Below are 11,697 nucleotides of genomic sequence, written 5' to 3'. Positions count from 1 at the left end.
ATTTCCGGCCAGCCTTGGCGTGTGAAGGGGCTGGGGCATCGGGCCGGCCTGCAGGTTAAGAAATTCGGTGACAGCTGTCTTTTGGGGTTGCGACTCCCCGGTGCTATGATTAAACCCCGCCGCAGTGGACCGATAGCTCAGCTGGATAGAGTACTTGACTACGAATCAAGGGGTCGGGGGTTCGAATCCTCCTCGGTCCGCCACTTCCTTCCTGTAGAATGCCAAGTAAAACTGACCTTTCCGTCAGATTGCTGACCCACTTCCCGTTTTCAGCTCGCGTGTTCTGTTACGTTTAATCTGACTTCCTTCCGGAAAATCAGGGCTGATTTGCAGGTTCAATGGGCGAAGCCGCCTGTTCCTGCTGATCTGACACGTGGCGAACGCGGGAGGGGACGAGGCAATGCTATTCGACAGGGTTGGTGCGGCCCGCAGGCGCAGCCGAGGACACGGCCCTGTCTAATAGGATTGCCCGAGGGGGAGGGCGGCGCCCTCACCCTAACGGCCGGCGGCGTTTGGCTTGTCCAAATCCCGCTGGCTCAAGAAAAAGCGGCAGGTTCACCTGCCGCCAATGCCACTCACCGGATTATGGCAGGATGGACAGAGCAACTGCCCCAGGCGACAGGGTTCTGCCGCTAGGCTCAGGACCCATTGATTTCCTTCTGGCAGCGTGATTCACGGTTCGAAAAACGAGCGGTGAGCATGTCTGATCTCTTCTGGCTTACGGACGCGCAGATGGCGCGCCTGGAGCCCTATTTCCCGAAGTCCCACGGCAAGCCGCGTGTCGATGACCGTCGTGTGTTGAGTGGGATTATCTTCATCAATCGTAATGGGTTGCGATGGCGCGACGCTCCTGCTGAATACGGTCCCCACAAGACGTTGTATAATCGGTGGAAGCGGTGGAGCGACAAAGGCATCTTCGCGCAGAGGATGGCTGGATTGGCTGCCGGGCATGGCGAAGAGAAGACCGTGATGATCCACGCGACCTACCTCAAGGCCCACCGGACAGCGACCAGCATGGGCGTGAAAAAGGGGGGCGCGGCCGCCTGATTGGCCGGAGTTTGAGGGATCAAGATTTGATCCGGGGGGATAAAAATCCCCGAAAACGGGTGGCATGAACACGAAGCTGCACGCGATCTGCGACAGCCATGGCCGACCACTCAGCTTGTCCGTCACTGCCGGGCAAGTCAGCGGCTACATAGGCGCGCGGGCTCTGCTCAGCAGCCTTCCGGATGTCGAGTGGCTTCTCGGGGACCGCGGCTACGACGCTGACTGGTTCAGAGAGGCGTTGAAAGACAAAGGGATACGCGCCTGTATCCCGGGTCGAAAACTGCGCAAGACGCCTGTGAATTACGACAAGCGCCGCTGCAAGCGGCGCAACCGCATCGAGATCATGTTCGGCAGGCTCAAAGACTGGCGGCGCGTGGCGACCCGATACGACAGATGCCCGAAGGCCTTTCTGTCCGCTATCGCACTCGCTGCAACCGTCATCTATTGGCTATGAGTCCTGACCCTAGCAGATCACGTCGCCGGGTATTGAAGTCCGGAGGGATTGGCAGGATAAGTTGAGGGCAATTTGAGATGAATTTTCAATAAGGGGCCGGCGCCTCCATTTGCCGCGAGCATTGCGTGCATTCCCCTGCCGGTGAGGGCGTACAGGTTCTTCGCATATTTTGATCCGCAGTTTTTGTGCCCGCTGTGGCCGCCAATTTTATTATCGGAGCTGTTCTTTGGACAACAAAGTGAATCCTTCCCCGTTTTCATATCTGACAGCAGTTCCGGCTGCTGACCGGCTGCACCAGCTGGAGCTGGCGCTGCAGCGGGCCGGTGAAGGCCTGACCCGGTGGCAGGCCGGGTGTTTGGAACAGGCCGGCGGCGTGTCTCTGGCCGGAGCCGAAATCACCTTGCTGCTTCTGATCGGCAGCGGCAGGCGGTCCAAATCGATCAAGGAACTGGCCCGCGCGACAAACCGCGTGGATATTCCGAATATCCAGTATTCCTTGCGCAAGCTGGCGTCGGCTGGGTTGACCCGCAAACAGGGGGCTGGCCGCTCAGGAGTCACCTACAGTCTGACTAACGAGGGAGGTCAGCTGGCGGATAAGCTGCACGGCCATCGTGAACGTTTGCTGACCCAGGCGCTCGAAGGACGCTCTGAGCTGGCCGGGCGGCTTCAAGGGGCCGCTGATGTGCTGGATGAGCTGGTTGAACTTTACGGGGCAGCAGCGCACCAGGCAGAAGCGCCAGACAAGGAGTGACGGCGCGGCGGGCCCCATTGCGGGGCCCAGCGGCGGCGGCGTAAGGTGCTGCCATGATCGAGCTCAAGGACCTTCAGCTGCTGACCGCGCTGGCGCGGCATCAGCATTTTGCCAAAGCAGCCGCCGACTGCGGCATGTCGCAGCCGGCCTTTTCCATGCGAATCCGCAACCTGGAAGAGCGGCTGGGCCTGTCCATCGTGCGCCGTGCCAACCGCTTTCAGGGGCTGACCGAAGAGGGCATGATGATCGTGCGCCGGGCGCGCTCGATCCTGGATGATGCCAAGGCACTGGAGCAGGAGATCGCAGCCTCCCGCGGCGAGGTGACCGGCACGCTGGTGCTGGGGGTGGTGCCGACCGCCACCGCCTGGGCCGCGCAGCTGGTGGACCAGGTGCACCAGGCGTATCCGCGGATTTTGGCCCAGGTGGAGGTCACCACATCGCTGTCTATTCAGCAGCGCCTCTATGATGGTACAATTGACGCTGGAATTACCTACGCTGAGAGCATGGGGCGGGATCTGGTGACAGTGCAGCCGCTATATGAAGAAAGCTATGTTCTGCTGGCGCCTGAAGAGATGGTGGCGGGCCGCGGCGGGACGATCAGCTGGGCCGAGGCTGCTGAACTGCCGCTGAGCCTCTTGGACCAGCAGATGCAGAACCGCCGCATTCTGGACCGGATCTTTGCCGACCTGGAACTGAGGCCTGATATCGTGTCCGAGTCCAACGGCTTCATGGCGTCGATGGTGCTGGCGCGCGAAGGTTCTGCGGCGACGATTCTGCCGCGGGCGCTGATGCAGGCCTTGGGCGATCTGGGCGGAACCCGGGTTCTCTCGCTGATCGAGCCGGAACAATCGCGGCCTATTTGCATCGCGACTCTGGACAGGAAACCGGAATTGACCACGGTTCAGGCATTGAAAGAGGTGATTGCGACGTTTGTGGACGATGGGATGCCGCAAATGGCGTGATAAGCAATGCTTATCGTGCAATCCAATTTCCAGATTTGACGATATTCATTCTTGATGGCATTTCGGAGTGAATTACGTGCTGACTGGAGGATCCCATGGCACCATTGGATGATAGCAAGGGCGTATGGAAGTCCGGCAAAGGCAAGGGCCGCAAAACGCCCAAAGGCCGCCAGGTTGACGACATTGCGCTGAGCGAGGTTCAGGAACTGCTGGGGGACCGCCCGCGCAACCGTGACCTCTTGATCGAGTTCCTGCACCTGATTCAGGATAAATACGGCTGCCTCAGCGCGGCGCATATCCGGGCGCTGGCCGAGGAGATGCGGACCGGCCAGGCAGAGATCTATGAGGTGGCCACCTTCTACGCCCATTTCGATGTGGTGAAGGAAGGCGAGACCCCGCCGCCGGCGCTGACCATCCGGGTCTGCGATTCGCTGTCCTGCGAACTGGCCGGTGCCCAGCAGCTGCAGAAAGCGCTGGAAGACGGTCTGGACGCAAGCCAAGTCCGCGTGCTGCGCGCGCCCTGCATGGGCCGCTGCGACACCGCACCGGTGCTTGAAATCGGCCACAACCACATCGATCACGCGACCGTCGAAAAGGTGGAAGCAGCGATTGCGGCAGACGACACCCATGCACACGTGCCTGAGTATGAAACCATTGCGGCCTATGAGGCTGAAGGCGGCTATGCCACGCTGAAAGACCTGCGCGCCAATGGCGACTGGGAAGCGGTTCAGGCGAAAGTCAAGGAAGCCGGCCTGCGCGGCCTTGGCGGCGCCGGCTTCCCGTCCGGCACCAAATGGAGCTTTGTCCGCGCCAACGAAGGCCCGCGCTACTTGGCCGTGAACGGCGACGAGGGCGAGCCGGGTACCTTCAAGGACCGCTACTACCTGGAGCGCACCCCGCACGTCTTCCTGGAAGGCATGCTGATCGCCGCCTGGGCGGTCGAGGCCGAGAAAGCCTTTATCTACATGCGCGATGAATATCCGGCGGTGCTGGAAATCCTGCGCCGCGAGATCAAAGCGCTGGAAGATGCTGGCATCGTCGAGGAAGGCTACATCGACCTGCGCCGCGGGGCAGGGGCGTATATCTGCGGTGAAGAAAGCGCGATGATCGAGTCGATCGAAGGCAAGCGCGGTGAGCCGCGCCACCGTCCGCCGTTTGTGGCGCAGGTGGGTGTCTTTGGCCGCCCGACCCTCGTCCACAACGTCGAGACCCTCTACTGGGTCTGCAAGATCAACCGCGAAGGCCCGGAGTGCCTGAATTCGGTTGAGAAGAACGGCCGCAAGGGCCTGCGCAGCTACTCGGTGTCGGGCCGGGTGAAGAACCCGGGCGTGCATCTGCTGCCCGCCGGCTCCACCATCACCGACATCATCGAAGCCTGCGGCGGAATGCTGGATGGCCACGCCTTCAAGGCGTATCAGCCGGGCGGCCCCTCCTCGGGCCTGCTGCCTGCGTCGATGAATGACATTCCGCTCGACTTCGACACGCTGCAACCGCATGGCACATTCATCGGTTCCGCTGCCGTGGTGGTGCTGTCCGATCAGGACTCGGCCCGCGACGCGGCGCTGAACATGCTGCGCTTCTTCGAGGACGAAAGCTGCGGCCAGTGCACCCCTTGCCGGGTGGGCTGCGAGAAAGCCGTCAAGCTGATGAGCGAGAAGAAGTGGGATCAGGGCCTGCTGGAAGAGCTGAGCACCGCAATGGTCGATGCCTCGATCTGCGGCCTGGGCCAGGCTGCGCCGAACCCGATCCGCCTGACCATGAAACACTTCCCTGAGGAGGTTTGAGCCATGAGCGATAAAGTCACATTCACACTCGATGGCGAACAGGTCACGGCGGACAAGGGCCTGACCATCTGGGAAGTCGCCAACGGCCGCGGGCTGAAGATTCCGCACCTGTGCCACAAGCCGGCCCCGGGCTACCGCCCGGACGGCAACTGCCGCGCCTGCATGGTTGAGATCGAGGGCGAGCGCACACTGGCCGCCTCCTGTATCCGCGAACCCGCTGAGGGCATGGTTGTCACCACCAACAACGCGCGCGCCGAAAATGCCCGTAAGATGGTGATGGAGCTGCTGGTTGCTGACCAGCCCAAGAGGGAAGAGGCGCACGACAAATCCTCCCACATGTGGGACATGGCGGAGCTGAACGGCGTCACCGAAAGCCGCTTCCCCAAGCTGGAAGAAGGCCGCATTCCGCTGCTGGACGACAGCCACGTTGCCATGAAGGTGAACCTGGACGCCTGTATCTCCTGCGGCCTGTGCGTGCGCGCCTGCCGCGAAGTGCAGGTGAACGACGTGATCGGCATGGCAGGCCGCGGCCACGATGCCTATCCGACCTTCGACATCGCCGACCCGATGGGCCAGTCCACCTGTGTGGCCTGCGGTGAGTGTGTGCAGGCCTGCCCGACCGGCGCGCTGATGCCCGCCACCGTGATGGATGAAAACCAGGTTGGCGACAGCAAGGACTATGACTCCGAGACCGAAAGCGTCTGCCCGTTCTGCGGCGTCGGCTGTAAGGTCTCGCTCAAGGTCAAGGACGGCCAGGTCAAGTATGTCGAGGGCATCAACGGCCCGGCAAATGAAGGCCGCCTGTGCGTCAAGGGCCGCTTTGGCTTTGACTACATCCACCACCCGCACCGGCTGACCAAGCCGCTGATCCGCCGCGATGACGCGCCGGCCAAGGGGCTGAACGTCGATCCGGGCAACCTGTCGACCCATTTCCGCGAAGCATCCTGGGAAGAGGCGATGGATCTGGCCGCCAAAGGCCTGATGAAGCTGCGCGACGAGAACCCGAAATCGGTTGCGGGCTTCGGTTCGGCGAAATGCACCAACGAAGAGGCCTATCTCTTCCAGAAGTTCATCCGCCAGGGCTTCAAGCACAACAACGTCGACCACTGCACCCGTCTGTGCCACGCGTCGTCTGTTGCGGCGCTGATCGAAAACGTTGGCTCAGGCGCGGTGACCGCGACCTTCAACGAGATCGAAAACGCCGATGTGGCGATCGTGATCGGCTCCAACCCGATTGAGAACCACCCGGTGGCTGCGACCTACTTCAAGCAGTTCACCAAGCGCGGCGGCAAGCTGATCGTGATGGATCCGCGCGGCGTCGGCCTGCGCCGGTTTGCCACCGAAATGGTGCAGTTCCGCCCGGGCGCGGACGTGTCGATGCTGAACGCGATCATGAGTGTGATCGTCGAGGAGGAGCTCTACGACCAAGAGTACATCGACAAGTACACCGAGAATTGGGAAGCGGAAAAACAGCATCTGGCGCAGTTCACGCCTGAAAAGATGTCGGAAATCTGCGGCGTCTCGCCTGAGCAGCTGCGCAGCGTTGCGCGCACCTTTGCCAAGGGCAAGGCGGGCCTGATCTTCTGGGGCATGGGCGTATCCCAGCACATCCACGGCACCGACAACTCGCGTTGCCTGATCAGCCTCGCGCTGATGACCGGCAACGTCGGCAAGCCGGGCGCCGGCCTGCACCCGCTGCGCGGCCAGAACAACGTGCAGGGCGCGTCCGACGCGGGCCTGATCCCGATGTTCCTGCCGGATTATCAGACCGTGACCTCGGATGATGTCCGCAAGAGCTTCACTGATGTCTGGGGCGGCGGCGACTTCTCGAACGAGAAGGGCCTGACCGTGACCGAGATCGTGGACGAGGCCTATGCCGGCAACATTAAGGGCATGTACATCCAGGGCGAAAACCCGGCGATGTCCGACCCGGATGCCGATCACGCACGGGACGCCTTTGCCAAGCTGGAGCTGATGATCGTTCAGGACATCTTCCTGACCGAGACGGCGAACTATGCCGACATCATCCTGCCGGCCTCGGCGCTTTACGAGAAGAACGGCACCGTGTCGAACACCAACCGCCAGGTGCAGCGTGTGCGTCCCGCCGTTCCGCCCCCGGGCGAGGCGCGTGAGGACTGGCAGGTCACTGTCGAACTGGCGCAGCGCATCGGCCTGCCGTGGAACTACAAGGATGTCAGCGAAGTCTTTGCCGAGATGAAGCTGAACATGAAGTCCCTGAACAACATCACCTGGGAGCGTCTGGAAACCGAGACCATCACCTACCCGTCGCTGCATGAGACCGACCCCGGTCAGGCGATTGTGTTCGGTGACGGCTTCCCGCGCCCCGAGGGCCGTGCCCGCTTTACCCCGGCCTCGGTGATCCCGCCGGATGAGGCACCGGATGCGGAGTACCCGATGATCATGACCACCGGCCGCCAGCTGGAGCATTGGCACACCGGGTCGATGACCCGCCGGTCCAAGGTTCTGGACGCAGTGGAGCCGGAGGCGAACTGCTCGCTCAACCCGCGGACGCTCAAGCTGATGGGCATCGAGCCGGGTGAGATGATCCGCCTGTCGACCCGCCGCGGTTCGATCGAGATCATGGCGCGCGCCGACCGGGCGATTGCCGAGGACATGGTGTTTGTGCCCTTCGCCTATGTCGAGGCGGCGGCCAACATCCTGACCAACCCGGCGCTGGACCCCTACGGCAAGATCCCCGAGTTCAAGTTCTCGGCAGTGAAGGTCGAGAAGATCGAAGGGCAGATCGCGGCCGAATAAGCCGGCAAATATGCTTGATGAAACAAGGCGGGCGCGGAACCAGGAGTTCCGCGCCCGTTTTTACTGGTGGCGCCGGGCTGGCGCCCGGCGCGGCGGCGGCATTCGCGGGCAGGGTGCCTGTTTGCTGCCGTTGATGAGAGGTATCGCTTCGGGCAAGGCCCGAAGCGATCCGCGCCGCGCCTGAAAGGCGCGGCGCTTGGCCCAACTGCCGCGCCGGCATCAGTGATGCCTGCCCGGCGGGCGGGCGTGTTTCTGCCTTGGGAGGCATGGGGCACCAGGAACTCGGTCGTGGTTAGCGGTGCCGGGCCAGAAACCGGTCCAGGTCCCGCTGCACAGGGCGGGTGCCGGTGAACACCTCGATCCAGCCAGGCATCAGGGAAATCCGGTACTCCGTGCTTTCGTGCACCTGCATCGAGATATAGCCGATCTGGGTGTAGATCATGGCCCGGGCGCGGATCAGCGCATCCGCCTCCGGATAGCCGAAACGGATGAACATATCTGTCATGGCCTGTTCGCGGCGGGTATCCGCTAGATCAAGCCTTTCCTGCAGGCCGCTGTCATTGCGCGCCCAGTTTCGGATGGCCAGATCCAGCCGGGCATCAAACAGGTTCGGGTCGATCCAGCAGTCGAATAGGTTGAACATCGCCTCGGCAATGCTTTCGGCATAGGCTTCGGTGCGGGCTACAAGGTTGCCAGTATTCCTTTCCTCCCACCGCCGAACCATCGCTTCCAGCAGCTCTTCGCGGTCCTTGAAATGCCAGTAGAAACTTGTGCGCGATACGCCAAGCCGCTTGGCCAGCGGCATCACCTTCACCGCTTCCACACCGCTCTCGGTCAGCACCTCATAGGCGGCTGCCAGCCAGTCTTCTTCGCTCAGCCGCGGGCGGGAAATGTCCTGTGTGTCCATGCGCCAGCCATAGCAGCGGTGCGAGGCAGGCGCAACTTTTCTTGACAGGTGTGAAAGTTTTGTCGACATATGTGTCAAGATTGGAAATAGACTCGCCGCCAAGCCAAAACCCCTTGCCAGGAGACACCCATGTCCAAGGATCCGCTGCTGCAGCCTTACCAGCTGAAGCATCTGACGCTTCGCAACCGGATCATGACCACCAGCCATGAGCCTGCCTATCCGGAAGACGGCATGCCCAAGGAACGCTATGCGGCCTACCATGCGGAGCGCGCCAAGGCGGGTGTGGCGCTGACCATGACAGCGGGTTCGGCCGCGGTCAGCCGCGACAGCCCGCCGGTGTTCAACAATATCCTGGCTTACAAGGACGAAGTCGTGCCCTGGATCCGCAACCTCACGGATCAAGTGCATGAGCACGGCGCAGCGGTGATGATCCAGCTCACCCACCTGGGCCGCCGCACCGGCTGGAACAAGGGTGACTGGCTGCCGTCGGTCAGCTCTTCACGGCACCGCGAACCCGCGCACCGGTCTTTTCCCAAACTGGCTGAGGATTGGGACATCACCCGCATCATCTCCGATTTCGCCGATGCGGCAGAGCGGATGAAAGAAGGCGGCATGGACGGGATCGAGCTGCAGGTCTATGGCCACCTGCTGGATCAGTTCTGGTCACCACTGACCAATGATCTCGACGGGCCTTACGGCGGCCAGTCGCTGGACAGCCGGATGCGCTTGCCGCTCGAAGTACTGCGCGCAGTCCGGGACAGGGTTGGGGAGGATTTCATCGTCGGCCTGCGGTACACGGCGGACGAGGCGCAGCAAGGCGGTATCAGTCCTGATGAGGGGGTCGAAATCTCCAGGCGCCTGGCGGACAGCGGCATGGTGGATTTCCTCAATGTGATCCGCGGACGTATCCACACCGATCCTGCGATGACCGACGTGATCCCGGTGCAAGGCATGAAGTCGGCGCCGCATCTGGATTTCGCGGGTGAAGTGAAGAAGGCCACCGGCATGCCCACCTTCCACGCCGCCCGCATTCCCGATGTGGCCACTGCCCGCCACGCGGTTGCCAGCGGTCTGCTGGACATGGTCGGCATGACTCGCGCCCATATGGCGGATCCGCATGTGGTGCGGAAGATCATCGAGGGGCGCGAAGACGACATCCGTCCCTGTGTCGGCGCTACCTACTGCCTGGACCGGATCTACCAGGCGGGGGAAGCGCTGTGCATCCACAACGCGGCCACCGGGCGCGAACTCACGATGCCCCACGAAATCTCACCGGCAGAGACCCGCAAGAAAGTGGTGATCGTCGGCGCCGGCCCCGGCGGGCTGGAGGCAGCGCGGGTGGCGGCAGAGCGAGGCCATGATGTGACTGTCTTCGAGGCGGCTGCTGAACCGGGCGGCCAGGTGCGCTTGACGGCGCAGAACCCGCGCCGGGCTGAGATGATCGGCATCATCGGCTGGCGCATGGCGCAATGCGCGGCCCGGGATGTCTCGTTCCGCTTCAATACCTGGGCCGAGGCGGTGGATGTGATGGCCCTGGACCCCGATGTGGTAATTGTTGCGACCGGCGGGATGCCGAACATGGCGCTGTTTGAAACCGGTGCAGACCTGCCGCATGCGGTGTCCAGCTGGGACATCATCTCAGGCAATGTAAAACCCGCGGGCCATGTTCTGATCTATGACGAAAGCGGCGATCACCCCGGATTGATGGCGGCCGAAACCGCGGCTGGGGCTGGTGCCCGGGTGGAGGTGATGACACCGGACCGGACGTTTGCACCGGATATCATGGGCATGAATCTGGTGCCCTATATGCGGGCTCTGCAGGACAAGGACGTGAGTTTCACTGTTGCCCGCCGCCTGCTGGGTATCACCCGCAGCGGCAACCGGCTGACCGCTGCTATAGGCACTGACTACAGTGACCATACCTATCACGCGGAATACGATCAGGTGGTGGTGAACTATGGCACGCTGCCGCTGGATGATCTGTACTTTGCGCTCAAGGAACACGCAGTAAACCGCGGCGAGGTGGACCATGATGCGCTGATAGCGGGCCGCCCGCAGGCGGTTGTGACCAACCCGGCAGGCCGGTTCCAGCTGTTCCGCATCGGCGATGCGGTCTCGGCGCGCAATACACATGCGGCGATCTATGATGCGCTGCGGCTGATGAAGGATATCTGATATGCGATTGGGGTTTCTGGGATGCGGCACCATCGCCTCGGCAGTGGTGCGGGGGCTTGCAGGCAAGGGGCACCGGATCGCGGTGTCCGAGCGCAGCCAGGTGCAATCAGCCGCTTTAGCCGCGGAATTCAGCGGCGTCACTGTTGCCGGCAACCAGGCGGTGGTCGATGCCAGCGACGTGGTGTTCCTTGGCCTGATGGCGGAGGCGGCTGAGGGCATCCTCTCCGGGCTGGTGTTCCGCGAGGATCAGCAGGTGATCTCCTTCATGGCCGGCGCCGGTCTGGACCGGGTGGCGGTATTGACGGCTCCGGCGCGCGCTGCGGCTGTGATGATGCCTTTCCCGGGAATTGCACAGGGCGGCTCACCAATCATGGCGCTAGGAGACACTGGACTGGTCGAGCAAATCTTTGGCCCCGCGAACAAAGTATTTGCCTTGAAGGATGAGGCGGAACTGGACGCCTATCTGTGTGCCCAGGCTGTGCTGTCACCGGTCGCGCGCATGGTGAACGACGCGGCGGGTTGGCTGGGGTGCCGGAGTGAAGACAAGGTGCAGGGCGAAGCATTTCTTCGGCTTCTGATCGCCAGCAGCCTGGAAAAGTCGGGGTGTGCAGAGCTGATCGAGGCACTGAACACTCCTGGAGGCTACAATCAGCGTCTGCGCCTGCACATGGAAAAGGCGGGCATGGGGCGGGATCTCGCTGCAGGTTTGGACATGCTTGCGAGTAACAAAGGATGACACGATAAGGCGCCGCTTTCTGCGGCGTCTTTTTTGTTTTGTGGCTCTGCCCCCGGCCCTTTGGGCCTCCCCCGGGATATTTGTGGCCAGAAGAAGGGCGGAG

7 protein-coding genes, 1 tRNA gene and 1 pseudogene are annotated in these 11,697 nt (G+C 62.3%); 8 read left to right on the top strand and 1 reads right to left on the bottom strand.

Features of this window, described 5'->3' with window-relative positions; genetic code table 11:
- Positions 1-126 precede the first annotated feature (126 nt).
- The 6 genes and pseudogenes from ACFMBG_RS22830 to fdhF all read left to right on the top strand — a co-directional run bounded on the left by ACFMBG_RS22830 (position 127) and on the right by fdhF (position 7,776).
- Positions 127-203, top strand: a tRNA-Arg gene (locus tag ACFMBG_RS22830).
- Positions 204-699: 496 nt separating this feature from the next.
- A pseudogene (locus ACFMBG_RS22825) lies at positions 700-1,501 on the top strand (IS5 family transposase).
- Between the two features lie 169 nt (positions 1,502-1,670).
- Positions 1,671-2,252, top strand: a complete 582-nt coding sequence (locus ACFMBG_RS22820) for a winged helix DNA-binding protein (RefSeq protein WP_421056958.1) — start codon at positions 1,671-1,673, stop codon at positions 2,250-2,252.
- A gap of 53 nt (positions 2,253-2,305) precedes the next feature.
- Entirely contained in the window at positions 2,306-3,214 is a 909-nt protein-coding gene (locus ACFMBG_RS22815; protein ID WP_421056957.1) for a LysR family transcriptional regulator, read from the top strand.
- A 95-nt stretch (positions 3,215-3,309) separates the two neighbouring features.
- Positions 3,310-4,998 carry an NAD(P)H-dependent oxidoreductase subunit E gene (locus ACFMBG_RS22810; RefSeq protein WP_421056956.1) on the top strand — a complete coding sequence of 563 codons (1,689 nt, stop codon included), beginning with the start codon at positions 3,310-3,312 and terminating at the stop codon, positions 4,996-4,998.
- Between the two features lie 3 nt (positions 4,999-5,001).
- Positions 5,002-7,776, top strand: a complete 2,775-nt coding sequence (gene fdhF, locus ACFMBG_RS22805) for a formate dehydrogenase subunit alpha (RefSeq protein WP_421056955.1) — start codon at positions 5,002-5,004, stop codon at positions 7,774-7,776.
- 292 nt (positions 7,777-8,068) lie between these two features.
- On the opposite strand, the gene ACFMBG_RS22800 is transcribed toward fdhF, so the two are convergent.
- Positions 8,069-8,683 (bottom strand): TetR/AcrR family transcriptional regulator, encoded by a 615-nt coding sequence (locus ACFMBG_RS22800; RefSeq protein ID WP_421056954.1) that lies wholly within the window; start codon positions 8,681-8,683, stop codon positions 8,069-8,071.
- A 129-nt stretch (positions 8,684-8,812) separates the two neighbouring features.
- Between ACFMBG_RS22800 and ACFMBG_RS22795 the strand changes: the two genes are divergently transcribed.
- Together ACFMBG_RS22795 and ACFMBG_RS22790 are read left to right on the top strand one after the other, a co-directional pair.
- Entirely contained in the window at positions 8,813-10,858 is a 2,046-nt protein-coding gene (locus ACFMBG_RS22795) for an oxidoreductase (RefSeq protein WP_421056953.1), read from the top strand.
- A 1-nt stretch (position 10,859) separates the two neighbouring features.
- Positions 10,860-11,594 carry an NAD(P)-binding domain-containing protein gene (locus ACFMBG_RS22790; RefSeq protein WP_421056952.1) on the top strand — a complete coding sequence of 245 codons (735 nt, stop codon included), beginning with the start codon at positions 10,860-10,862 and terminating at the stop codon, positions 11,592-11,594.
- Positions 11,595-11,697: the final 103 nt, after the last annotated feature.

This window comes from Leisingera coralii (assembly GCF_049056525.1).
GTDB lineage: Bacteria > Pseudomonadota > Alphaproteobacteria > Rhodobacterales > Rhodobacteraceae > Leisingera > Leisingera coralii.
The sequence above is the reverse complement of the archived record's forward strand: the minus strand, read 5'-3'. Positions and strand labels throughout refer to the sequence as shown.

Bases quoted from the DNA above. Each gene is read 5' to 3' on its own strand.
- ACFMBG_RS22815 (WP_421056957.1), top strand. From the start codon at position 2,306: ATGATCGAGCTCAAGGACCTTCAGCTGCTGACCGCGCTGGCGCGGCAT.
- ACFMBG_RS22810 (WP_421056956.1), top strand. From the start codon at position 3,310: ATGGCACCATTGGATGATAGCAAGGGCGTATGGAAGTCCGGCAAAGGC.
- fdhF (WP_421056955.1), top strand. From the start codon at position 5,002: ATGAGCGATAAAGTCACATTCACACTCGATGGCGAACAGGTCACGGCG.
- ACFMBG_RS22800 (WP_421056954.1), bottom strand. From the start codon at position 8,683: ATGGACACACAGGACATTTCCCGCCCGCGGCTGAGCGAAGAAGACTGG.
- ACFMBG_RS22795 (WP_421056953.1), top strand. From the start codon at position 8,813: ATGTCCAAGGATCCGCTGCTGCAGCCTTACCAGCTGAAGCATCTGACG.
- ACFMBG_RS22790 (WP_421056952.1), top strand. From the start codon at position 10,860: ATGCGATTGGGGTTTCTGGGATGCGGCACCATCGCCTCGGCAGTGGTG.